We start from the raw sequence: 22,199 nt of genomic DNA, 5'->3' as shown, positions 1-22,199 counted from the left end.
GCTGCCGCTACAGCTCGGGGTGGCCCAGTGCCGCGCCGAGCCGCCGCACCAGGTCGTAGGCCGCGTCCGGGATCACCGTGCCGGGCGGGAACACCGCCGTCGCGCCCATCTCCAGCAGCGCGGGCACGTCCTGCGGCGGGATCACCCCGCCCACGACGATCATGATGTCCTCGCGACCCTCTTCCGCGAGCTGCTCGCGCAGCGCGGGGACGAGGGTCAGATGGCCTGCTGCCAGCGACGAAACGCCCACCACGTGCACGTCCGCCTCGACCGCCTGCCGGGCCACCTCGGCGGGGGTCTGGAACAGCGGGCCGACGTCCACGTCGAAGCCCAGGTCGGCGAAGGCGGTAGCGATCACCTTCTGGCCGCGGTCGTGACCGTCCTGCCCCATCTTGGCGACGAGGATGCGCGGGCGGCGGCCCTCGGCCTCCTCGAACCGGTCGACCAGAGCGCGTGTGCGGTCCACCGACGGGGACTCCCCTGCCTCGTTGCGGTACACGCCGGAGATCGTACGGATCTGGCTCGCGTGCCGCCCGTACACCGTCTCGAGGGCGTCCGAGATCTCACCGACGGTGGCCTTCGCCCGGGCCGCGTTCACGGCCAGCTCCAGGAGATTGCCCTCGAGACCGGGCCCGGAGCCCCGTCCCGCGGCCTCCGTCAGCGCCCGCAGCGCGTCCTGGCAGACGGCCTCGTCGCGCTCCTCGCGCAGCCGCCGCAGCTTGGCGATCTGCTGGGCGCGCACCGAGGAGTTGTCGACCTTGAGGACATCGATCGCCTCGTCGTTCTCGACCCGGTACTTGTTGACGCCGATCACCGGCTGGCGGCCCGAGTCGATCCGCGCCTGGGTACGGGCCGCGGCCTCCTCGACGCGCAGCTTCGGGATGCCGGCGTCGATGGCCTGCGCCATACCGCCGGCCGCCTCGACCTCCTGGATGTGCTGCCAGGCCTTGCGCGCCAGGTCGTACGTCAGCTTCTCGACGTACGCGCTGCCGCCCCACGGGTCGATCACCCGGCAGGTGCCCGACTCCTGCTGGAGCACCAGCTGGGTGTTGCGGGCGATACGGGCGGAGAAGTCGGTCGGCAGCGCCAGCGCCTCGTCGAGGGCGTTGGTGTGCAGCGACTGGGTGTGACCCTGTGTGGCGGCCATGGCCTCCACACACGTCCGTGTGACGTTGTTGAACACGTCCTGCGCGGTGAGCGACCAGCCGGAGGTCTGCGAATGGGTGCGCAGCGAGAGCGACTTGGCGTTCTTCGGGTCGAACTGCTTGACCAGCTTGGCCCACAGCAGCCGGGCCGCCCGCATCTTGGCGATCTCCATGAAGAAGTTCATGCCGATCGCCCAGAAGAACGAGAGCCGCGGCGCGAACGCGTCGACGTCCAGACCCGCGTCCCGCCCCGCCCGCAGGTACTCCACACCGTCGGCGAGCGTGTACGCCAGCTCCAGGTCGGCCGTCGCACCGGCCTCCTGGATGTGGTAGCCGGAGATGGAGATGGAGTTGTAGCGCGGCATCTTCTGCGAGGTGTACGCGAAGATGTCCGAGATGATCCGCATCGAGGGCCGGGGCGGATAGATGTACGTGTTGCGGACCATGAACTCCTTGAGGATGTCGTTCTGGATGGTCCCGGCCAGCTTCTCGGGCGGTACGCCCTGCTCCTCGGCCGCCACGATGTAGAGCGCGAGCACCGGCAGCACGGCGCCGTTCATCGTCATCGACACGGTCATCTTGTCCAGCGGGATGCCGTCGAAGAGCTGCCGCATGTCGTAGATGGAGTCGATGGCCACACCCGCCATGCCGACGTCACCGGTCACCCGCGGGTGGTCGCTGTCGTATCCGCGGTGCGTGGGCAGATCGAAGGCGACCGACAGGCCCTTCTGTCCGGCCGCGAGGTTGCGCCGGTAGAAGGCGTTGGACTCCTCGGCCGTGGAGAAGCCCGCGTACTGCCGGATCGTCCACGGCTGGTTGACGTACATCGTCGGGTACGGGCCGCGCAGATACGGCGCCACGCCCGGGTACGTGCCGAGGAAGTCCAGGCCCTCCAGGTCGCGGCCGGTGTACAGCGGCTTGACGCCGATGCCCTCCGGGGTCTCCCACAGCAGGTCGTCGGGGCTGCTGCCGGTCGACTCCTTCACGGCCGCGCGCCACTGCTCCTCGGTGACGGCCGCCGGTGACGCACCGGAGCCGAGACCGATCTCGGTGAAGTCAGGGATCTGCATTACGCCGCGACTCCCATGCGGTCGAGTACGGAGGACAGGACGCTCACCGCGTCGCAGCCCGCGAAGATGTAGTCGTCGACATCGGTGTGCTCACCCGGCTTGCCCGCGAGGAACACCCGCTCCGCGCCGGCCGACTTGAGGGCCTTGGCGACCTCCGCCGCCTGCTCGTCGTACAGCGCGTCACTGGAGCAGAGGCAGGCGACGGCGGCACCGCTGCGGGCGAAGGCATCCGCCACCGTGGTCGCGTCGACGGTCACCGGGTCGTGCACCGGCTCGACGCCGCCCGCCTGGAAGAGGTTCGAGGCGAACGTGGCCCTGGCGGTGTGCGCCGCGGCCGTGCCGAGCGCGGCGATGAAGACCTTCGGCCGGGTGCCCACGGCGGCAAGGTGAGCGTCGGAACGGGCGCGCAGTGCCTCGTAGTCCTCGTCGCGGCGGACCTTCGGCAGGCCCCCGGTCCGTGCTGATCCCGGTGCCGGCTCGCGCTCGACGGGCTTCTCCGCCAGATGCGGGAACTCGCTGACGCCCGTGATGGGTTCGCGGCGGCGGGCCAGCTTCTTCTTGCGCTCCTGCCAGGTGGCCGCGAGCCGCTCGCCGAGCAGGCCCGAGCGCAGTGCCGCCGCCATGCCACCGGCGCGCTCCAGTTCCTGGAAGAACGCCCAGGCTGCGGTGGCGAGTTCGCCGGTGAGCCGCTCCACGTACCAGGAACCGCCGGCGGGATCGGCGACCCGGCCCAGGTGCGACTCCTCGAGCAGGATCGACGAGGTGTTGCGGGCGATACGGCGGGCGAACGCGTCCGGCAGGCCGAGTTCGTGGTCGAAGGGCAGCACCGTCACGGCGTCCGCCCCGCCGACACCGGCGCCAAGGGCGGCGATCGTGGTGCGCAGCATGTTCACGTACGGGTCGCGCCGGGTCATCATCACCGGCGAGGTGACGGCGTGCTGGCGCTGCGCCCCCGCGTCGCCCACGGCGCCGACCCCGCACACCTCCGCCACCCGGGCCCACAGAAGGCGGGCGGCACGCAGCTTGGCGACGGTCAGGAACTGGTCGGCGGTCGCCGCGTAGCGGAACTCCAGCTGGCGGCAGGCGTCATCCGCGGTGAGTCCCGCGTCGGTGAGCAGCCGCAGATACGCCACACCGGTCGCCAGCGAGGCCCCGAGCTCCTGCGCGGCCGACGCCCCGGCCTCGTGGTACGGCAGGGCGTCCACAGCCAGCGCCCGCAGTCCCGGGTAGTCCTGGTCGCAGTTCCGCGCCAGCTCGACGGCGGTGGCGGTGTCGCCGGGCTCCCCGGTGCGGGCCTCGTACCCGAGCGGGTCGGCGCCGAGAGTCCCGCGCGCCGCCTCGCGGGCGACGCCCTTCTCCTCGTACAGCCGCAGCAACTCGCGGGCCGCGGCGCCGGTTTCGGCTCCGGCGTCGAGCGCGACCGGGGCGAGGTCGAGGTAGACCCCGTCCAGGGCCTGGGCGAGCCCGCTGACGGGCAGCCCGGAGCCGCCGACGGTCAGCCACAGCGAGGTGACACCGTTCTCCAGGTCGGCGAGGATCGCCTCGTTGGCCCGGGCGGGGTCGGAGAGCTCGTGCCGCTGGCGTACGTCCCAGCCACCGGCCGGCCTGCCGCCGCGTACGTACGGGGCGAAGCCCGGGTAACCGGCGACGCCCTGCTCCGTGCCGGCGGTGTCCGCCGTATAGAGGGGACGGGCGACGAGCCCGTCTTCCAGCGCCGTCGAGAGTGCGTCCTCGGCCGCCGCGCCTGATACGTCCTTGCCCGATTTGCGCAGCACACCCTCCACGAGGCGCTGCCACTGCTCATGGGTGGCGTCCGGGAATTCGGCGGCGAGCGAAAGCCCGTCATCGGGAACAAGGGTCATGCTCGGATGCTAGGTCAGGCGTGCGGATGAGCAGCAGAGGCGGCGTATGTGACCTTCCCCTCTGTGACCTCCTTCTCTCTCAGCGGAGCCGACCGCACTGACCGGAAAAGGCATTGCTCCGGCGTTTTCCTCCCCTTAGGTTCTTTTGCGTGACTGCCGGGTCGGCCTTGGGCCATGAGCGAGTGGGGCACCCGGCCCTGGCGTGAATCCGGGGTCGGCGAGAGGCCCGCCGTGCTCTTTCTTCTCCTCCATCCGCTTCATCCATGAGAAGAAAGAGAGACCCCTCCACCCATGCCAAACGACTTCAACCAGCAGGTCATCGAGGAGTTCAGGGCGAACGGCGGGGTGGTCGGCGGCCCCTTCGAAGGCAGTCGGCTGCTCCTGCTCACCACCACCGGAGCCCGTTCGGGCGCCCGTCACACCACCCCGCTCGGCTATCTGCCCGACGGTGACGGCCGGGTCCTGGTCATAGCCTCGGCGGGCGGCGCCCCGCGCGACCCGGACTGGTTCCGCAATCTGGTCACCCATCCGCGCGTATCGGTCGAGGCCGGTGTGTTCCGGTACGAGGCGGAGGCCGTGGTCCTTGCGGGCGGTGAACGGGACCGCGCCTTCGCCCGCGCGGTCGAGAGCGACCCCGGGTGGGCCGACTACCAGGCCAGGGCGGACCGGGTCATCCCGGTCGTCGCGCTCCAGGAGATCCCGGGTCCGCCGGACATCGCGGCGCCGTCGTTCGGTGCCGCCGTGAAGGCGGTGCATGACGGGTTCCGCAGGGAGTTGGCGCTGATACGCCAGGAGCTCTCCCGGCCGGGGGGTGCCTCGTTGGGTGCCCAGCTCCGGGTGAACTGCCTGACGGCCTGCCAGGGGCTGCACAACCACCACACCGGCGAGGACGCCGGGCTGTTCCCGTTCCTCGCCGAGCGCCACCCGGAGCTGGCGCCGGCACTGGAGCGCCTGGCCGAGGAGCATCTGAAGCTGGCGGACCTGCTCGAAGAGCTGCGCGCGGCCGTCACAGCCGACGACGCCGGGCAGGTGCGGGTGCGCGCCGAGGTGGAGCGGCTCTCGGCGGCGATCGAGGGCCACTTCCGCTACGAGGAAGAGCACCTGATCCCGGTGCTCGACGCGGTGGCGCACTGAGCACCGCCTCCGCCGGGAGGGCGCGTCAGCCCTTCCGGCGGGGGCCCCGCGCAAGAAGACCCCGGAAAAGACGCCGGACGGGTGTCGAGAAACCGTCGACGGCTCCGACGTCCCCTGTGAGAGTTGCCCACGAGGGGCAGCACGCACCTGAGGGAGCGGAATCATGAAGTACCTGGTGATGGTGCAGGGCACGCAGGCCGACTACGACGCGATGCGCGGGAACGGCTCGGAGCACAGCCCGGTCTGGAGCGAGAAGGAGCTCCAGACGATGTTCTCCTTCATGCAGGCCGTCAACGACGACCTCGCCGAGTCCGGCGAGCTGGTGGACGCCCAGGGTCTGGTCGAGCCCGCGCAGACCCGGTTCGTCCGGGCGGGCGAGGACGGGCGGCCGGTGATCTCGGACGGGCCCTATGGCGAGACGAAGGAGCTGCTCGCCGGGTACTGGGTGCTGGACTGCGAGAGCCTGGAGCGGGTCACGGAGATCGCGGCACGCGTCGCGCAGTGCCCGGTGCCGGCGGGTTCGCCCGACTATCCGGTGGTCATCCGTGCGATCCAGGAGAGCGGCGGCGATCTGTGCCCGTGAACGGGCCGGGACAGGGCTTGGGTGTCGAGGACCTGCTGCGGTCGCAGGCGCCGCAGGTCCTCGGCGCGCTGGTGCGCCGATACGGGCACTTCGGCGAGGCGGAGGACTGCGTGCAGGAGGCGCTGCTCGCCGCCGCGCGGCAGTGGCCTTCGGCCGGGGTGCCGGACAATCCGCGCGGCTGGCTGATCAAGGTGGCCTCGCGCCGGCTGGCCGACCGGCTGCGCAGTGAGGAGGCACGGCGGCGGCGCGAGGAGGCCGCCGCGCGGCTGGCCCCGCGGGACGGGCTCATCTCGCCGCCGCCGGGTGAGAGCCGGACCCCCTCCGACGACGACACGCTGACGCTGCTGTTCCTGTGCTGCCATCCCGCCCTGACTCCGCCCGCCCAGATCGCGCTCACCCTGCGGGCGGTCGGAGGTCTGACGACGGCCGAGACCGCCCGTGCGCTGTTGCTGCCCGAGGCGACGGCGGCGCAACGGATCAGCCGGGCCAAGGCGAAGATCAAGCACGTGCCCTTCCGGCGACCGGGCCCCGAGGACCGGGACCAGCGGCTGGCGGCGGTACTCCAGGTGCTCTATCTGATCTTCAACGAGGGCTATACGGCCACCTCCGGACCCTCGCTCCAGCGCCCGGACCTCGCCCACGAGGCCATCCGGCTCACCCGGGCGGTGCGCGCCCTGCTGCCCCGCGAAGCCGCGGTCACCGGGCTGCTGGCGCTCATGCTGCTGACCCAGGCCCGGAGTGCGGCCCGCACCGGCCCGCACGGGGAGCTCATCCCGCTCGACGAACAGGACCGCACCCGGTGGGACCGCGCGGCGATCGCCGAGGGCACGGCGCTGGTCGAGGAGGCTCTCGTCGAAGGCCCCGCGGGTCCCTACCAGCTGCAGGCGGCCATCGCCGCCCTCCACGACGAGGCGGCACGGTCCGAGGACACCGACTGGCCGCAGATCCTCGCCCTTTACGACGTCCTCGTGTCCCGTGCCCCCGACCCCATGGCGGAGCTGGGCCGCGCGGTGGCCCTCGCGATGGTCGACGGGCCGGAGGCCGGACTCGCCGAGGTGTGCCGCCTTGAGGACCTGCTGGCGGAAGGGCCATCGGGCCGTCACCGTCTGGACGCGGTACGGGCCCATCTGCTGGAGCGGGCGGGCGACCGGGAGGGCGCGAGGGCCGCGTACCAGCGAGCCGCACGGCAGACCCTCAGCCTCCCGGAGACCCGCTACCTCCAGATGCGGGCGGCACGGCTGGGGCCGTAGGGCGTCAGGAACTCCGGCGCGACGTCTGGTCAGGTGTCCCGCCCGACCAGTAACTTACCGCCAGTAACGCTTGTCTCCCTCCTGCACCACGCCTCAGGAGTCCCTGTGAAGACAGCACTTCCCCCTGCCCTCGCCGTCCTGGCCGTATCGCTCGTGGCCGGCGCCACCATCGCGCCCCCGGCCGCCGCGAGTCCGCCAGCGGCGCCCCGGACGACCACGACCACGGCGCCCGGGGAAGGGCTCCGCCAGGTCCTGCTCGTCGGCAACAACTGGGAAGGGACGGCGGATGTCCTCGAGTCCTCCGGGACCCTGAGGAAGATCGGGCGCATCAACGTCGTCCCCGACAAGGACGAGCGGATGCTGGAGATCTATCTCAACCCCGTGAAGCTGGCGTACTTCCTCGCGATACGCCTGTCGGTGGGCGAGGGCCACGACCAGCTCGTGGACGACATGTACTCCACCCCGGACGGCTCGGCCGTCGTCGTGTCCCGCCCGAGCTTCGCCGACGTCGTCTCGATCGACGTCGCGACCGGCAGGCTCAACTGGCGCTTTCCCGTGTCCGGCTTCCGCTCCGACCACATGGCGGTCTCCCCGGACGGCCGGCGCGTCGCCGTGTCCGCGTCCACCTCCAACACGGTGCACGTCCTGGACATCGGGACCGGCCGCCAGACGGGCTCGTTCAAGACCGGCGACAAACCGCACGAGAACGTGTTCACGGCGAACGGCAAGCAGATCTGGAACTCCGCGATCGGCGATGTCAACACCATGCTGGACGACCCGTCCCTCGACTGGACCAAGGGCGACCGCAAGCTCACCGTCGTGGACGCGGACACGTACAAGACGGTGAAGGTCATCGACATGCGGGAGCGGCTCGACGCCTTCGGCCGCAAGGACCTCTCGGACGCGGTGCGGCCGGTGGCCTTCACCCCCGACGAGTCGAGGCTGTACTTCCAGGTGTCGTTCTTCAACGGCTTCCTCGAGTACGACGTGGCCGCCGACCGGATCCTCCGCCAGAAGGTCCTCCCCAAGAACCCGGCCACCAGCGAGAACCGCGCCACCTGGGTCAACGACTCCCGCCACCACGGCATCTCGATGAGCCCGGAGGGCGACAAGCTCTGTGTCGCCGGCACCATGGACGACTACGCGACGGTCGTCGACCGCGAGACCCTCCAGGAGGGGCCGCTCGTCACGGCGTCGAAGCCGTACTGGGCGACGGTCAGCGGCGACGGGAAGTCCTGCGTGGTCTCCGAGAGCGGTGCGGACGCCGTCACGGCGATCGACTTCGCCACCGGCCGCAAGGTGACGTCGGTGCCCGTGGGCGACCATCCGCAGCGGGTGCGCCTGGGCCACGTCCCCTCCGGCTGGACGGGCCCCGCGGCCAACCGGTAGCGAGACGGGACGCCGGCTCGGCCACCGCGACCGCCGGGTGAGGGCGCCTGAAAGTGCAGGGCTCATCGGCCGGAGGGATCATCGGGGAATGAGCCCCACTCGCCCCGCCCGCCCCGTGATCCATCTGGCCCAGCAGCCCGAGGCCGACGAGCTGCTCTCGCGCAGCCCGCTCGCGTTGCTGGTCGGGATGCTGCTCGACCAGCAGGTGCCCATGGAGTGGGCCTTCTCGGGCCCGTACACGATCGCCCGGCGCCTCGGGCGGGACGATCTGGACGCGCACGAGATCGCTGCCTACGACCCGGAGGCCTTCGGCGCGCTGCTGTCCGAGAAGCCGGCGGTGCACCGGTATCCGGGCTCCATGGCCAAGCGGATCCAGCAGCTCTGCCAGTACCTCGTGGACGAGTACGGCGGGGACCCGGCCGCACTGTGGCGGGAGGCCGGGACGGGGCGGGAGCTGCTCACGGGGCTGGAGGCGCTGCCCGGGTTCGGGAAGCAGAAGTCGCAGATCTTCCTGGCGCTGCTGGGCAAGCAGTGTGGCGTGCAGCCGAAGGGCTGGCGTGAGGCGGCGGGACCGTACGGCGACGAGGGGTCCTACCGGTCCGCCGCCGACATCACCGACCCCGAGACACTGGCCAAAGTCAGATCGTACAAACAGGAGAGAAAACGCGCCGCGAAGATGGCCGAATGACGCACCAGTACGCCCTTAGACGTACAAGATGATGTCAACATTGCTAAATATGACGTGAGTTGCGGCACAACTGTTCACAGGGCACTCAGAGATCGCTAACTTCCCCTCAACCTCGTTCTTACCGGGAAGGACCTCTGTGAACTCATCCCATCGCAGAGCAGTGGCCGCCGTGGCCGCAGCCGCACTCGCGACCCCGCTCCTGCTGGCATCCGCCTCCCCCGCATCCGCCAAGCGGCATGACCCTGCCAAGGCGGCGGCGAAGGAAGCCGCACAGCTCTCCAGGAAGCTGGTCCGCGAGTCGTCTGCCAAGGACGCCGCCGCGCACCTGCGGAAGTTCCAGCAGATATCCGACAGCGCAGGCAGCCGGGCCGCGGGCACACTGGGCCACGACGCCTCTGCCGCGTACGTCTACCAGCTGCTGAAGAAGGCCGGGTACGACGTCGAGTACCAGCCCTTCGAGTTCACCTACACCGAGACCCAGGCCGAGCGGCTCTCCGTGGTCTCGCCCACCCCGCGCGACGTAGCGATCCACGCGATGTCGTACACCAAGTCGACCCCGGTCGGCGGGGTGAAGGCGGAGCTCGCCGCCGCGCCGGTCGACGCCGACGGCACCAACGGCTGTGAGGCCTCGGACTTCGCCTCCGGGACCTTCACCGGCAAGGTCGCCCTGATCAAGCGCGGTGGCTGCACCTTCGCCGCGAAGCAGGAGAACGCCGCAGCTGCGGGCGCGATCGGCGCCGTGATCTACAACAACACCGAGGGCGCCCTCTCCGGCACCCTGGGCGCACCGGAGGCCGGCAAGATACCGACCGGCGGCATCACCCTCGCCGAGGGCGAGAAGCTCGCCGCCGACCTCGCCGCGGGCCCGGTCTCGCTCGACTTCGAGATCCGCCAGCTCCAGCAGAAGCGCACCACCAACAACGTCATCGCCGAGACCAAGCACGGCAACGCCGCCAACACGGTGATGCTGGGCTCCCACCTCGACAGCGTGACGGACGGCCCGGGCATCAACGACAACGGCTCCGGCTCCGCGGGTCTCCTGGAGGCCGCCCTGGAGCTCGCCAAGAGCCACAAGCGGCCCGCCAACAAGGTGCGCTTCGCCTGGTGGTCCGCCGAGGAGTTCGGGCTGCTCGGCTCCGAGCACTACGTCGCTAACCTCAGCGACCTCGGCAAGAAGGAAATCAAGCTCTACCTGAACTTCGACATGATCGCCTCGCCGAACTACGGGCTCTTCGTCTACGACGGCGACGACTCCGACGGCGTCGGCTCCCCCGCGGGCCCTGCGGGCTCCGCGCAGCTGGAGCGCGACATCAACGAGTTCATGGACAAGCAGGGGCTGCCGCGCGAGGGAACGGACTTCACCGGCCGCTCCGACTACGGGCCGTTCGTCGAGGCGGGCATCGCCTCCGGTGGCACCTTCACCGGCGCCGAGGGCATCAAGACCGAGGCACAGGCGGCGAAGTTCGGCGGCACGGCGGGCGTGGCGTACGACGCCTGCTACCACGCCAAGTGCGACGACATCAAGAACATCAACATGAAGGCGTTCGACGCCAACATCGACGTCATCGCCAACGCGGTCGGCACCTACGCGATCGACCTGAGCTCGCTGCGCAAGCCGGTCACCACCGTCCCGACCCAGGGCGGCACGGGCAGCGGCGGCGGTCTGCACGACGGTCACGGGGTGACGCAGTAACCGGCCCCTGACCACTCCGCCTCCCATGAACACGGGCCGCTCCGGGAAAACCTCCCGGGGCGGCCCGCGTCATACGCCGTCCGGAGCCCTCCGGACAGGGTCTCCGTCCCGGATCCTCGCTTGTTCGGCTTTTTTCGCCCCTATGGGCCTTTTGGCTCCCCGGACGCCACCGCACCGGCGTCGCGTGGCTGCGCTGACGGCCGCTTGCCCGGTAGGCTTTCCGTGTGATCTTCAAGCGCATCGGTAACGGGCGGCCGTATCCCGACCATGGCCGGGAAAGCACCCGGCAGTGGGCGGATGTCGCGCCGCGCCCGGTCCGCCTCGATCAGCTCGTGACCACCAAGGGGCAGCTGGATCTCGAAACGCTGCTCGCGGAGGACTCCACGTTCTACGGCGATCTCTTCGCCCATGTCGTGAAGTGGCAGGGCGATCTGTATCTCGAGGACGGACTGCACCGCGCCGTGCGCGCGGCCCTCCAGCAGCGACAGGTACTGCACGCCCGCGTGCTCGAGCTGGACTGAGGCGGACGAGCCCCTCCGACCCGTATGGACGCAGTTTCGAACCCATACGGGCGGCGTCGGATGATCGTTTAGTAGCTCATGTCCCAGGACCGCACTACGCTGCGCTCATGAGCATGCTCACGCCCCCAGGCATGGGTGGAAAGTACCGCATCACGGGCAACGCCTATCCGCGTATGCGCCGCCCCCGCCGCCGCAGGTACGTGCTCGGCGCGCTCGCCGCGGTCACCGTCGTCGGCGTCGGTGGCTGGGGCACCATGCAGCTCATCGATGTGTTCAGCGGCGGGGGCGAGAAGCCCGCGACCCACACGCAGGCCGCCGCCTGCGCCGCCCAGGCATCCCCGGCGGGGGCCCCTCTGCTCCCGAGGCCGGCCCAGGTCAAGGTGAACGTCTACAACGCCACCCCGCGCCCAGGGCTCGCCAAGACCACCGCCGACGAGCTGCGGAAGCGCGGCTTCGTCGTCGGCAACGTGGGCAACGCCCCGGCCGCCTACGACAAGAAGGTCCCCGGCACCGGGATGCTGCTCGGCGCCGCCACGGCACACGAGGGAGCACTGCGGGTGCTGGCCACCCAGCTCACGGGAGCGGAACTCCGGGTGGACGCCCGCAAGACCCCGGACGTCGATCTGATCATCGGCACGGGTTTCAAGGCGCTCACCGCCAAGACCGTGTCGGACAAGGCCCTGGCCGCCCTGGCCGCACCGCCGAAGCCCGCCGGGCAGTGCTGAGCGGCGGGCAGCCGAGCGGCGGCGGTCGAAGGACCGCCGCCGAACCCGCCTCGCGCGCTCGCTACTCCGCCGCGCCGTACATTCGGTCACCCGCGTCACCGAGACCCGGGACGATGTAGCCGTGCTCGTTGAGCCGCTCGTCCACGGAGGCCGTGACCACCGTGACCGGCGTACCCGCCAGCTCGCGCTCCATGATCTCGACGCCCTCGGGCGCCGCCAGCAGCACGACCGCGGTCACATCGTCCGCACCGCGCCTGATCAGCTCCCGGATCGCCGCGACCAGAGTGCCGCCGGTCGCCAGCATCGGGTCGAGCACGTACACCTGACGGCCCGAGAGGTCTTCCGGCATACGGGTCGCGTAGGTGGACGCCTCCAGGGTCTCCTCGTTGCGGATCATCCCGAGGAAGCCCACTTCGGCGGTCGGCAGCAGCCGCACCATGCCGTCCAGCATGCCCAGCCCGGCCCGCAGGATCGGCACCACGAGGGGGCGCGGGCGGGAGAGCTTGACGCCCGTGGTCGGTGACACCGGGGTCTCGATGTCGATCTGCTCGGTGCGCACATCCCGGGTGGCCTCGTAGGCGAGCAGGGTCACCAGCTCGTCGGCGAGGCGCCGGAAGGTCGGAGAGTCGGTGCGCCGGTCGCGCAGGGTGGTGAGCTTGTGCGCCACCAGGGGGTGGTCGACAACGTGGGTCCGCATGGGCCCAACAGTAGCCGGGACCCGACAACCCCTGGCATCAACGGGTACCCCGGAGGGAAGGTGGGACATACCCTTCCAGCGCTGAGGTGGTGCGGCCGATGCAGCAGGAGCGACCCGAACAGCCCGAACGGCCCGAGCAGGAGACCGACGCGGACCGCAGGCGGCGACGCGCCCAGTTCCTGCGCGAACTGAACGAGGCCAAGGCGCTGAGGGAGCGCGTCCAGCCGCGCCGCGCCCGGGCGGCCCGGATGCGTCAGGCCGTGCGTATGCGCAGCTTCCGGTGGTGAGTCCGGGGTGACCGTGGAGCGATCACGCAGTGAGCGCGATGGGCCCCCGACACACCCCGGGTGGACTCTTAAACGGACTTTTTGATTGAACGCGTGCACGACGCAAGGCCGGAAGACCTCTCGCCAGGCCGCTGTTTCTGTCACGATTCCGAAGGGCGGGGCCGTCAAGCGCACCGCCGGTCGTCACAACTCTGATCAGTGGGAGAGTCACGGTGTACTTCGCCGCACTGCTCGCGCGCACCGAAGACGGGTGGGAAGCGAGCGACACAGAGCTCGACGATGTAGAGACCTTGTCGGATCTGACCGACTTGGCTCACGAAGCCTCGGTGGACGAGGACACGGTGCTCGTCTTCATCGAACAGGAGGACGCGTGGTTCGGCCTCGTCCGCGTGGAGGGCGAGGACGACCCCCGCATCTTCGTCTCGGACGCGTCCGCCGCCGCCCGTTCCTCGTACGGGGAGATCCTCACCAAGGAACTTCTGGGCGGGGAGTCGGACGACGATGCCGACGACCTGGACTCGCTGGACCTCGACGGCACGGAGGAGGGCGAGCCGGCCTCGGCGGACGACGACGAGGAAGAGCACTCGGTCTCCGCGGAGTCCGTGCCGCCCGGCCCGGCCGGGGACCGCGAGATCCTCGCGGATCTGGGGATGTCGGTGAGGGAGCTGCTCGCTCTGGAGTCGGACGCCCTGGGCGAGATCGCGGACGCGCTGGGCGCCGCCGAGGTGCTGGAGACCGTGCGCTAGTGAGTGGTGGCGTGCCTGATCCCGTACTGCCCGAGCTGCCCGATCCCCTGCCCGGTACGGAGCCCGTGCCCGACCCCGTACGCGCCCCGTGGGAGACGTATATGCGCCTCGCCCTGGCGGAGGCGGCCCGCGCGGCACAGGGCGGCGACGTACCTGTCGGCGCCGTCGTGCTGGGACCCGGCGGCGCGGTGCTCTCGACCGCCCACAACGAGCGTGAGCTGACCGGCGATCCGACCGCGCACGCGGAGGTGCTCGCCCTGCGCAGGGCCGCCGCCAGGCTCGGGGAGTGGCGGCTGACCGGCTGCACGCTCGTCGTGACCCTTGAGCCCTGCACGATGTGCGCGGGCGCGCTGGTGCTGTCCCGGGTGGACCGGGTGGTCTACGGCGCACGGGACGACAAGGCGGGTGCGGCGGGCTCCGTATGGGACCTCGTACGGGACCGGCGGCTCAACCACCGCCCTGAAGTGATCCTCGGCGTGCTCGCGGACGAGTGCTCGGAGCAGCTCTCGGCGTTCTTCAGAAACGGCCTGGGAAGCGCCCCCGGGGTTCGCTGAGGGAGTCCGAGCGGCCACCGACGGGCTGCCGGGAGACCGCCGGTGTGCCGCTGATCGATATCGATTTCAGAGCACGGCCCACCTTGGGCTAAGCTCTCTCCCGGTAGCGTGTCCGAGCGGCCGAAGGAGCTCGCCTCGAAAGCGAGTGTGGCGCAAGTCACCGAGGGTTCAAATCCCTCCGCTACCGCTTCAAGACGAAGGGCCCGGTCCGATGGACCGGGCCCTTCTTCACTATCAGTTGCCGTTCGCCCGCCTCTGCACTTCCGGGGAGGGGAGAGAAGAGGAGGCCGGAGGGAGCGGACTCTCGGGGGGACTGCCCGCTCCCCCCGATGAGAACCGGCCGTCCGGTCCCGGGCCGCTCTCGGGGGAAGCTCGCGGCGCGGGACCCCGCTGTGGGGGTCGGCTCCTTACCCTCGGATCCCGCCGGACCCATGGGGTACATCTCCCATCCTGCGCCTACGGGCGCACGACCGGGCCCGGCGAAGGACCCGGATCTCCGGGACCTTCGTCCATAAAGGCCTCGGTTAGACTCACGCGACTTCACAGGGGAGGCAGGGACCGATGGTGCAAACGAAGAAGATCGCGCTCTATATAGTCGTCGTCTTCGTCCTGTACACGATCATCAACTCCCCCGAGCGCGCCGCGGACCTCGTCCAGGTAGGGTTCGAAGGAATTTCGAGCGCCGCGCAAGGCGTCGGCGAATTCATGACGGAGCTCGTCAACTAGCCCGTCGACCGGCACGTCGGCCCGCACGCCCAGCCCGCCCGGAGGAGCGCCCCCATGATCCGCCATCTGGTCCTGTTCAAGCTCAACGAAGGCGTCGACCGCGAGGAGCCCCGCGTGTTGGCCGGTGCGCGGGCCTTCCAGGAGCTCGGCGACCTCATCCCGGAGCTCGAGTTCTGGGAGTGCGCCTGGAACATCTCCGACCGACCGATCGCCTATGACTTCGCGATCAACTCGGCGGTCGTCGACCGGGACGCGCTGAAGCGCTATGTCGAGCACCCGGCACATCAGACGGCGGCGGGACAGTGGCGTGAGTTCGCCACTTGGGTGATCGCCGACTACGAGTTCTGAGCCGCCGTCCGGCACCACGGCTCCTGGCCCCTCACCGCTGCGGTGAGGGGCTCTTTTGTGCCCACGCCCCCGTCCGGCGCGATCCGATGTCCAACTTGCCCCACAACACGGAGTAATGCGGTGCTTGCACACAGTGGACATGTCTTGTGATGCTATGACCGCTTTTGACGGATGAGTTGACCGAGATCGATCCGCTGTTCGAAAGATGAAGGGGTGGCGAGACCGTGTCGGCCAATACTGCGCCTCAAGTGCCGCCCCAGAGCGAGACCAGCGACAACAACGCGAGCAGCGCGAGCCAATCCGCCGGCGTGAGCAGCACGGGGAGTGCCGCCGGCCCCGGCACCGAGCCCGTCGAGAGCACCGAGCACACCGAGAACGGCGCCGCCAGACCCGGCAGACCCCAGAGCAGGGGAGCCGACACCAGAGCCCTCACCCAGGTGCTGTTCGCCCAGCTCAAGGAGCTGGAGCCGGGCGGCGGCGAGCATTCACGGGTCCGTGCGGCGCTGATCGAGGCGAACCTGCCGCTCGTGCGGTACGCGGCGGCCCGCTTCCGCAGTCGCAACGAGCCGATGGAGGACGTGGTCCAGGTCGGCACGATCGGCCTGATCAACGCCATCGACCGCTTCGATCCCGACCGCGGGGTCCAGTTCCCCACCTTCGCCATGCCGACGGTGGTCGGCGAGATCAAGCGGTACTTCCGGGACAACGTGCGGACCGTCCATGTGCCGCGCCGGCTCCATGAGCTGTGGGTGCAGGTCAACGGCGCCACCGAGGACCTGACGACCGCTCATGGCCGCTCCCCCACCACCGCCGAGATCGCCGAGCGGCTGAAAATCTCCGAGGACGAGGTGCTCGCCTGCATCGAGGCGGGGCGTTCCTACCACGCGACTTCACTGGAGGCAGCACAGGAGGGCGACGGGCTGCCGGGCCTGCTGGACCGGCTCGGGTACGAGGACCCGGCACTCGCGGGCGTGGAGCACCGCGACCTCGTACGGCATCTGCTCGTACAGCTGCCCGAGCGTGAGCAGCGGATCCTTCTGCTGCGCTACTACAGCAATCTGACGCAGTCGCAGATCAGCGCGGAGCTCGGGGTTTCGCAGATGCACGTGTCCCGACTGCTCGCCCGAAGTTTCGCCCGTTTGAGATCCGCAAACAGGATCGAAGCGTAACCGAAACGGGTAGAACCCTTTCAGCCCACTTTGAGGGGCGCAAAAGCCGCAGACCCCCCTTTTCCTGCACGGATTTGATGGCTCGTTGTCGACAAGTCACTACAGCGCGTTGCCGACATGTGACATTCTGCGGAAACCGCGTTTGCCGCGGCCCCGCCTCCGGTATTCAGGTGGAGGCTGCGTTCCACCGATGGTCGCGGCCGACGCGACCGTCCGCGACCTCCAGGGGGTGGCATGTCCGTAGAACAGGGCAGCTCGAAGGTGCTCACCCGCGCGTTGAGCGCTCCCTCGCCCGACGTGCTTCCAGTGCCCGCCCCGGCAGCCCCGGTGTCGCCGGTGGCTCCGGCCGTTCCGGAGCCCTCGGTGGCTCAGGTGGCTCCCGTGGCCCCGGTTGCTCCGGTGTCCCCGGAGGCGCCCCAGGCGACGGCGGCCCCGGAAGCACTCGACACCCGCACTCTCTCCCGTTCCCTCTTCCTGCGGCTGGCCACTCTCGACGCCGACAGCCCGGAGCGTACGTATGTGCGCGACACCCTCATCGAGCTCAATCTGCCGCTGGTGCGGTACGCGGCGGCGCGCTTCCGCAGCCGCAACGAGCCGATGGAGGACATCGTCCAGGTCGGCACCATCGGCCTGATCAAGGCCATCGACCGCTTCGACTGCGAACGCGGCGTGGAGTTCCCCACGTTCGCGATGCCCACCGTGGTCGGTGAGATCAAGCGCTTCTTCCGGGACACCAGTTGGTCGGTGCGGGTGCCGCGCCGGCTCCAGGAGCTGCGGCTCGCGCTGACCAAGGCCAGCGACGAGCTCTCCCAGAAGCTGGACCGCTCCCCGACCGTGCCCGAACTCGCGGCGGTGCTGGGAGTCTCGGAGGAGGACGTCGTCGACGGGCTCGCCGTCGGAAACGCGTACACCGCCTCCTCGCTGGACTCCCCGTCCCCCGAGGACGACGGCGGCGAGGGCTCCCTGGCGGACCGGCTGGGCTACGAGGACAGCGCGCTGGAAGGCGTCGAGTACCGCGAGTCCCTCAAGCCCCTGCTGGCCAAACTCCCGCCGCGCGAGCGCCAGATCATCATGCTGCGCTTCTTCGCGAACATGACACAGTCCCAGATCGGTGAGGAGGTCGGCATCTCGCAGATGCATGTGTCGCGACTGCTGACGCGCACCCTGGCCCAGCTCCGTGAAGGCCTCATCAGCGACTGATGTCCGAGAGCCCGGTCCCCCCTGCCTTCGGCCGGGGGGACCTCCAAGGGGTTCCTCATTGACGGCCCGTCAGACACACTGGCGCGATGCGACGGCGACAGCGGCGACACGGCCGAGAGGGCCGACCGGTCGGATACGGGCTCGCGGGTCTCGCGCTCTGCCTCGGTGGAGCGCTGGTCGCCTGCGGGGGCGGTGGCTACGCGGCCGTCGGGGCCGCGGGCACCGGGCCCGATGCCGGGCCGCGCGGGGCGCTGCCGCCGTCCGGGAGCGTCGCGCTCGTACCGCTGGACGGGACCGCGCCCTCCCCGAGCGCGGATGGCGCGGACCGCGCGGGGGCCGATGCGCTCGGAGCCGATTCCCCGGCTCCTTCCGCGAGCCGTAGCGCCCGAGCCACCGCCGGCCCCGGAAGCACAGCCGCTCCGCGGCCAGGCACACCCAGCGCGCCCGGAGCACCGTCCAGTCGGCCTGCGCCCTCGACCCCTGGCAGCTCCGCACCCGCTCCACCGCCGCCATCGCCATCGCCATCACCGGGCCCAGCGGTACTGAGCGTCGGCTCCCCCGCGCGGGACAGCACGGACCAGCGGTGGTGCGAGAAGGTGACGCTGAGGTTCCGGAACACCGGTGGCTCAGCTGTGCGCTCGGGCACCGTCACCCTTGGGACGCACGTCATCGGCGGGCTCGGCATCGACTGGGCGACCATCGAGTCCGCCCATCCCGTACCCGTTCCGATCGCGGCGAAGAGCACCAGGTCGCAGACCTACACCGTGTGCGTGGATTCCTGGCGGGTGCCGCTCGGTATGCACATCGAGACACGGGACGTGCGCCTCGAGGGTGAGAACCGTCAACTCGCCCGGGGATGAGCCCGCAGGCTCAACCCGGAGGCTCGTCTCAGCCCAGCGCGAGCCAGGCCACGGCGCCGAGTATCACGACGACCGCCACGACGCCGACGATCAGCCCGACACGCGAGCCGGACCCGGTGGACGTGCCGGACGTGGGTCCCGCCGAGCGGGCGCCGCCGCGCGGCGGGACACCCTCGTCGACGAAGGCGCGGAACATCTGGGTGCTGCCCGCCGGGTCGTAGTTGCCCTCGGGACCCTGGGGGGCTTGGGGGTTGTGTGCCATGGTGCAGGACCCTAGCGAACCGGGCTGACCCGCCCAAGCCCAGGCCCGAAGCTGATCTCACCGCCCGCAGCGCCCTCACGCGACGCCCAGCGGTCTCAGCGACCTCGGCGGATCTCGCATTTGCAAATCCTTTGGCGTTCCTTTACTCCTCGCGTCCCGTTTTCGTTTGCCTGCGGCAACCAACAGCTTTTATGGTTGCCCTAAGCAACAAGATCTCGAGGGGATGGCAGCCATGGCCGACCGCAGCCAGTACGAGGAGCTGGCACAGCAGATCAGCGCCATAGGCGCCGTGAAGCGCGGACTCGCACGTCATCTGCCCGCCGAATGCCCTGGTGGGTCGGCGGCCGTGCTGGCCCTCCTCGACAGATACGGCGAAATGCGGATGAGCCGGCTCGCCGAGCTGCTCGCCGTGAACATGTCGGTCACCAGCCGTCATGTGGCCCATGTCGCCGACCGCGGCTGGATCGAGCGGGCACCGGATCCGGACGACCGGCGCTCCCGCATCCTGCGGCTGACTCCCGAGGGCAGGGACATGCTCGACGAGCTCGGCCGCCGGACCACGGATCTGTTCGCCCACTCCCTCAGGGACTGGTCCGACGACGACGTCGGACGGCTGAACGCGCTGCTGGCACGGCTCCGTGACTCCTTCGGAGACTGCCGGACCGTCCAGACGGCCCGTGACTGAGCCGAACACACCACCCGTACACCACACCGCACGACGTACGACCGACGTCACAGACGAGAAAGCTAAGGAAGTTCATGGCTACGACCACACCCACCGGTGTGCGGGGCGGCCACGCCAGGGCCCAGGAGGACACCGGCGCGCCAATGACGCACCGGCAGATCATGGAGGCGCTGTCCGGGCTGCTGCTCGGCATGTTCGTCGCGATCCTGTCCTCGACGATCGTCTCCAACGCCCTGCCGCAGATCATCAACGACCTCGACGGCGGCCAGTCCGCCTACACCTGGGTGGTCACCGCCGCCCTGCTGTCGATGACCGCCACCACCCCGCTCTGGGGCAAGCTCGCCGACCTCTTCTCCAAGAAGCTGCTGGTGCAGATAGCCCTGGTGATCTACGTGGCGGGCTCGGTGGTGGCCGGACTGTCCCAGAACACCGGCATGCTGATCGCCTGCCGGGTCGTCCAGGGCATCGGCGTCGGCGGTCTGACCGCCCTCGCCCAGGTCATCATGGCCGCGATGATCGCCCCGCGTGAGCGCGGACGCTACAGCGGCTACCTCGGAGCGACCTTCGCTGTCGCAACGGTCGGCGGCCCGCTGCTCGGCGGTGTGATCACCGACACCGAGTGGCTCGGCTGGCGCTGGTGCTTCTACGTCGGTGTGCCCTTCGCGCTGATCGCGCTGATCGTGCTCCAGAAGACCCTGAAGCTCCCCGTCGTGAAGCGCGAGGTCAAGGTGGACTGGGCGGGTGCCCTCTTCATCAGCGCCGCGGTCTCGCTGCTGCTGATCTGGGTGACCTTCGCGGGCGACAAGTACGACTGGGTGTCCTGGCAGACCTACGCCATGACGGGCGGTGCCGTGGCGCTCGGCGTGATCTTCCTGGTCATCGAGGCCAAGGCGAGCGACCCGATCATCCCGCTGCGGCTGTTCCGCAACCGGACCATCACCCTCGCATCGCTGGCCTCGCTCTTCGTCGGTGTGGCGATGTTCGTGGGCACCGTCTTCTTCAGCCAGTACTTCCAGCTGGCCCGGGGCGAGTCGCCGACGATGTCCGGTGTCATGACGATCCCGATGATCGGCGGCCTGTTCATCTCGTCCACCGTCAGCGGAATGGTCATCACCAAGACCGGCCGCTGGAAGGCCTGGCTGGTCAGCGGTGGCGTCCTGGTGACGGGCGGCCTCGGTCTGCTGGGCATGATCCGGTACGACACCGAGTACTGGCGGATCGCCGTCTTCATGGCCGTCATGGGCCTCGGTCTCGGCATGATGATGCAGAACCTCGTGCTCGCCACCCAGAACCAGGTGGCCCCGCAGGACCTCGGCTCCGCCTCGTCCGTGGTCACCTTCTTCCGCTCGCTGGGCGGTGCGGTCGGTGTCTCGGCGCTCGGCGCGGTGCTCGCCAACCGGGTCACCAACTACGTGGAGGAGGGCTTCGCCGCACTCGGCCCGCGGGGCGCCGCACTCGGCCACGGCGGTACCGGCGGCGGGGGCATCCCCGACCTGGACACCCTCCCGGCGCCGGTCCGCACCATCGTCGAGGACGCGTACGGACACGGGGTCGCGGATGTCTTCCTGTGGGCGGCTCCCTTCGCGCTGCTGGCGTTCCTGGTGACGCTGTTCATCAAGGAGGTGGCGCTGAAGTCCTCCGCGGTGGCGCCCGACGCCGACGCCGGCGAGAGCCTGCTGGACGAGGCCGCCGCGGCAGCCGCTCCGGTCGTGATACCGGCACAGGCAGGCGAGGCGGTCGAGACCGCCGGCACCGGAATCACGGTGCACGGAGTCGTACGCGGCGGTGACGGCGCCCCGCTCACCGGCGCCGCCGTCACCCTGATCTCGCTGGGCGGGCGGCAGCTCGGCCGATCGGTGAGCCACACCGACGGCTCGTACGCGCTCGACGCGCCGGCCCCCGGCTCCTATGTACTGATCGCATCGGCGGACGGCTTCCAGCCGCAGGCCACCACCGTGGTCGTCGGTGGCGAGCCGCTCGGCAACGACATCGCCCTCAGTGGTACGAGCGGACTGGCGGGCACCGTCGTCACCGCCGATGACCGGGCGCCCGTCGAAGGCGCCATGGTGATCGTCACCGATGTGCGGGGAGACGTCCTTGCCACCGGCACGTCGGCGGCCGACGGCGGCTTCACCTTCGCGGAGCTCGTCCCCGGCCCGGTGACGCTCGCCGTGAACGCGGCCGGATTCCGGCCGCTGGCCCTCCCCGTGGACATCGGCACCCAGGGCGTGACCCGGATCGAGGCGGCCCTCCAGTCCGGTGCCGTGCTCCAGGGCGTGGTCCGCGCCGGTGGTGAACCGAGCGCCCGCAGGCCGCTGTCCGACGCGCTGGTGACCCTCGTGGACGCCCAAGGGAACGTGGTCGGCACCGCGACGACCGGCGACGACGGGGCGTACGCCTTCGCGGACCTGGACACGGGCGTGTACACGCTGATCGCGACGGGCTACCCGCCGGTGGCCGGCGCCCTCACGGTCACCGGCCGTGGGCTCGACGACCACGACATCGAGCTCGCCCACCCGGGCGAGTGACGGACCCCCGCGCGGCGCTTGAGCGGAGGCGCCGCACGGGGCCGGGGGGGGGGGCCCGGGCGGGGCGCCCCCCCCGG

Annotated in this window: 22 protein-coding genes and 1 tRNA gene; 19 read left to right on the top strand and 4 right to left on the bottom strand. The window is 70.3% G+C overall.

Going from position 1 to position 22,199, the window contains the following annotated elements:
• Positions 1-7: 7 nt before the first annotated feature.
• Together scpA and mutA are read right to left on the bottom strand one after the other, a co-directional pair.
• Positions 8-2,215 (bottom strand): methylmalonyl-CoA mutase, encoded by a 2,208-nt coding sequence (gene scpA, locus ACFV6V_RS10255; RefSeq protein WP_385561892.1) that lies wholly within the window; start codon positions 2,213-2,215, stop codon positions 8-10.
• Complete coding sequence (mutA, locus tag ACFV6V_RS10250; protein ID WP_385561890.1) at positions 2,215-4,077, bottom strand: methylmalonyl-CoA mutase small subunit; 1,863 nt, start codon at positions 4,075-4,077, stop codon at positions 2,215-2,217. The genes scpA and mutA overlap by 1 nt, the downstream gene beginning before the upstream one ends.
• 291 nt (positions 4,078-4,368) lie before the next feature.
• Here mutA and ACFV6V_RS10245 point away from each other — a divergent pair, with 291 nt between their 5' ends.
• The 8 genes from ACFV6V_RS10245 to ACFV6V_RS10210 all read left to right on the top strand — a co-directional run bounded on the left by ACFV6V_RS10245 (position 4,369) and on the right by ACFV6V_RS10210 (position 12,060).
• Complete coding sequence (locus ACFV6V_RS10245; protein WP_385561887.1) at positions 4,369-5,211, top strand: nitroreductase/quinone reductase family protein; 843 nt, start codon at positions 4,369-4,371, stop codon at positions 5,209-5,211.
• A 163-nt stretch (positions 5,212-5,374) separates the two neighbouring features.
• Positions 5,375-5,794, top strand: a complete 420-nt coding sequence (locus tag ACFV6V_RS10240; protein ID WP_361280875.1) for a YciI family protein — start codon at positions 5,375-5,377, stop codon at positions 5,792-5,794.
• Between the two features lie 17 nt (positions 5,795-5,811).
• Positions 5,812-7,044, top strand: coding sequence for an RNA polymerase sigma factor (locus tag ACFV6V_RS10235; RefSeq protein ID WP_385561884.1), 1,233 nt, complete (start codon positions 5,812-5,814; stop codon positions 7,042-7,044).
• Between the two features lie 105 nt (positions 7,045-7,149).
• A complete protein-coding gene (locus ACFV6V_RS10230) occupies positions 7,150-8,433 on the top strand; it encodes a YncE family protein (RefSeq protein WP_385561881.1) in 1,284 nt (427 codons plus the stop codon).
• A gap of 88 nt (positions 8,434-8,521) precedes the next feature.
• A complete protein-coding gene (locus ACFV6V_RS10225; protein ID WP_385561879.1) occupies positions 8,522-9,121 on the top strand; it encodes an HhH-GPD-type base excision DNA repair protein in 600 nt (199 codons plus the stop codon).
• A gap of 160 nt (positions 9,122-9,281) precedes the next feature.
• Positions 9,282-10,814 (top strand): M28 family metallopeptidase, encoded by a 1,533-nt coding sequence (locus ACFV6V_RS10220; RefSeq protein WP_385562114.1) that lies wholly within the window; start codon positions 9,282-9,284, stop codon positions 10,812-10,814.
• 224 nt (positions 10,815-11,038) lie between these two features.
• Positions 11,039-11,335: a type II toxin-antitoxin system VapB family antitoxin gene (locus ACFV6V_RS10215; protein ID WP_003999914.1), complete on the top strand. Its 297-nt coding sequence runs from the start codon at positions 11,039-11,041 to the stop codon at positions 11,333-11,335.
• Positions 11,336-11,442: 107 nt separating this feature from the next.
• Entirely contained in the window at positions 11,443-12,060 is a 618-nt protein-coding gene (locus tag ACFV6V_RS10210) for a LytR C-terminal domain-containing protein (RefSeq protein ID WP_385561876.1), read from the top strand.
• A 61-nt stretch (positions 12,061-12,121) separates the two neighbouring features.
• On the opposite strand, the gene upp is transcribed toward ACFV6V_RS10210, so the two are convergent.
• Complete coding sequence (upp, locus tag ACFV6V_RS10205; protein WP_385561874.1) at positions 12,122-12,757, bottom strand: uracil phosphoribosyltransferase; 636 nt, start codon at positions 12,755-12,757, stop codon at positions 12,122-12,124.
• A gap of 98 nt (positions 12,758-12,855) precedes the next feature.
• Between upp and ACFV6V_RS10200 the strand changes: the two genes are divergently transcribed.
• The 9 genes from ACFV6V_RS10200 (at position 12,856) to ACFV6V_RS10160 (ending at position 18,647) form a co-directional block, all read left to right on the top strand.
• Positions 12,856-13,044, top strand: coding sequence for a hypothetical protein (locus ACFV6V_RS10200; RefSeq protein WP_385561872.1), 189 nt, complete (start codon positions 12,856-12,858; stop codon positions 13,042-13,044).
• 212 nt (positions 13,045-13,256) lie between these two features.
• Positions 13,257-13,790 (top strand): hypothetical protein, encoded by a 534-nt coding sequence (locus ACFV6V_RS10195; protein ID WP_385561870.1) that lies wholly within the window; start codon positions 13,257-13,259, stop codon positions 13,788-13,790.
• 11 nt (positions 13,791-13,801) lie between these two features.
• On the top strand, positions 13,802-14,344 hold the full coding sequence (gene tadA / locus ACFV6V_RS10190; protein WP_385561868.1) for a tRNA adenosine(34) deaminase TadA: 543 nt from the start codon (positions 13,802-13,804) through the stop codon (positions 14,342-14,344).
• Positions 14,345-14,446: 102 nt separating this feature from the next.
• A tRNA-Ser gene (locus tag ACFV6V_RS10185) sits at positions 14,447-14,531 on the top strand.
• Positions 14,532-14,905: 374 nt separating this feature from the next.
• On the top strand, positions 14,906-15,070 hold the full coding sequence (locus ACFV6V_RS10180) for a hypothetical protein (RefSeq protein ID WP_361280882.1): 165 nt from the start codon (positions 14,906-14,908) through the stop codon (positions 15,068-15,070).
• Between the two features lie 54 nt (positions 15,071-15,124).
• Positions 15,125-15,418, top strand: coding sequence for a Dabb family protein (locus tag ACFV6V_RS10175; RefSeq protein WP_385561864.1), 294 nt, complete (start codon positions 15,125-15,127; stop codon positions 15,416-15,418).
• A gap of 224 nt (positions 15,419-15,642) precedes the next feature.
• On the top strand, positions 15,643-16,587 hold the full coding sequence (locus ACFV6V_RS10170; RefSeq protein WP_385561861.1) for an RNA polymerase sigma factor SigF: 945 nt from the start codon (positions 15,643-15,645) through the stop codon (positions 16,585-16,587).
• Between the two features lie 234 nt (positions 16,588-16,821).
• Positions 16,822-17,787, top strand: coding sequence for a SigB/SigF/SigG family RNA polymerase sigma factor (locus ACFV6V_RS10165; RefSeq protein ID WP_385561858.1), 966 nt, complete (start codon positions 16,822-16,824; stop codon positions 17,785-17,787).
• Between the two features lie 596 nt (positions 17,788-18,383).
• A complete protein-coding gene (locus tag ACFV6V_RS10160) occupies positions 18,384-18,647 on the top strand; it encodes a hypothetical protein (RefSeq protein ID WP_385561856.1) in 264 nt (87 codons plus the stop codon).
• Positions 18,648-18,675: 28 nt separating this feature from the next.
• On the opposite strand, the gene ACFV6V_RS10155 is transcribed toward ACFV6V_RS10160, so the two are convergent.
• A complete protein-coding gene (locus tag ACFV6V_RS10155) occupies positions 18,676-18,909 on the bottom strand; it encodes a hypothetical protein (RefSeq protein ID WP_385561853.1) in 234 nt (77 codons plus the stop codon).
• Between the two features lie 232 nt (positions 18,910-19,141).
• Between ACFV6V_RS10155 and ACFV6V_RS10150 the strand changes: the two genes are divergently transcribed.
• Positions 19,142-19,594 carry a MarR family winged helix-turn-helix transcriptional regulator gene (locus tag ACFV6V_RS10150; RefSeq protein ID WP_385561851.1) on the top strand — a complete coding sequence of 151 codons (453 nt, stop codon included), beginning with the start codon at positions 19,142-19,144 and terminating at the stop codon, positions 19,592-19,594.
• 74 nt (positions 19,595-19,668) lie between these two features.
• Positions 19,669-22,122, top strand: a complete 2,454-nt coding sequence (locus ACFV6V_RS10145; protein WP_385561849.1) for an MFS transporter — start codon at positions 19,669-19,671, stop codon at positions 22,120-22,122.
• Positions 22,123-22,199 lie beyond the last annotated feature (77 nt).

It is taken from the genome of Streptomyces sp. NPDC059828 (genome assembly GCF_042731955.1).
Lineage (GTDB): Bacteria > Actinomycetota > Actinomycetes > Streptomycetales > Streptomycetaceae > Streptomyces.
Note: the sequence above shows the minus strand (reverse complement) of the source record. Positions and strands in the feature narration are given on the sequence as shown.

Excerpts from the sequence above, each read along its gene's own strand:
- ACFV6V_RS10165 (WP_385561858.1), top strand. The coding sequence starts at position 16,822 with ATGTCCGTAGAACAGGGCAGCTCGAAGGTGCTCACCCGCGCGTTGAGC.
- ACFV6V_RS10240 (WP_361280875.1), top strand. The coding sequence starts at position 5,375 with ATGAAGTACCTGGTGATGGTGCAGGGCACGCAGGCCGACTACGACGCG.
- ACFV6V_RS10150 (WP_385561851.1), top strand. The coding sequence starts at position 19,142 with ATGGCCGACCGCAGCCAGTACGAGGAGCTGGCACAGCAGATCAGCGCC.
- ACFV6V_RS10200 (WP_385561872.1), top strand. The coding sequence starts at position 12,856 with ATGCAGCAGGAGCGACCCGAACAGCCCGAACGGCCCGAGCAGGAGACC.
- ACFV6V_RS10155 (WP_385561853.1), bottom strand. The coding sequence starts at position 18,909 with ATGGCACACAACCCCCAAGCCCCCCAGGGTCCCGAGGGCAACTACGAC.
- ACFV6V_RS10210 (WP_385561876.1), top strand. The coding sequence starts at position 11,443 with ATGAGCATGCTCACGCCCCCAGGCATGGGTGGAAAGTACCGCATCACG.
- ACFV6V_RS10245 (WP_385561887.1), top strand. The coding sequence starts at position 4,369 with ATGCCAAACGACTTCAACCAGCAGGTCATCGAGGAGTTCAGGGCGAAC.
- scpA (WP_385561892.1), bottom strand. The coding sequence starts at position 2,215 with ATGCAGATCCCTGACTTCACCGAGATCGGTCTCGGCTCCGGTGCGTCA.
- ACFV6V_RS10175 (WP_385561864.1), top strand. The coding sequence starts at position 15,125 with ATGATCCGCCATCTGGTCCTGTTCAAGCTCAACGAAGGCGTCGACCGC.
- ACFV6V_RS10145 (WP_385561849.1), top strand. The coding sequence starts at position 19,669 with ATGGCTACGACCACACCCACCGGTGTGCGGGGCGGCCACGCCAGGGCC.
- mutA (WP_385561890.1), bottom strand. The coding sequence starts at position 4,077 with ATGACCCTTGTTCCCGATGACGGGCTTTCGCTCGCCGCCGAATTCCCG.
- ACFV6V_RS10180 (WP_361280882.1), top strand. The coding sequence starts at position 14,906 with ATGGTGCAAACGAAGAAGATCGCGCTCTATATAGTCGTCGTCTTCGTC.
- ACFV6V_RS10225 (WP_385561879.1), top strand. The coding sequence starts at position 8,522 with ATGAGCCCCACTCGCCCCGCCCGCCCCGTGATCCATCTGGCCCAGCAG.
- upp (WP_385561874.1), bottom strand. The coding sequence starts at position 12,757 with ATGCGGACCCACGTTGTCGACCACCCCCTGGTGGCGCACAAGCTCACC.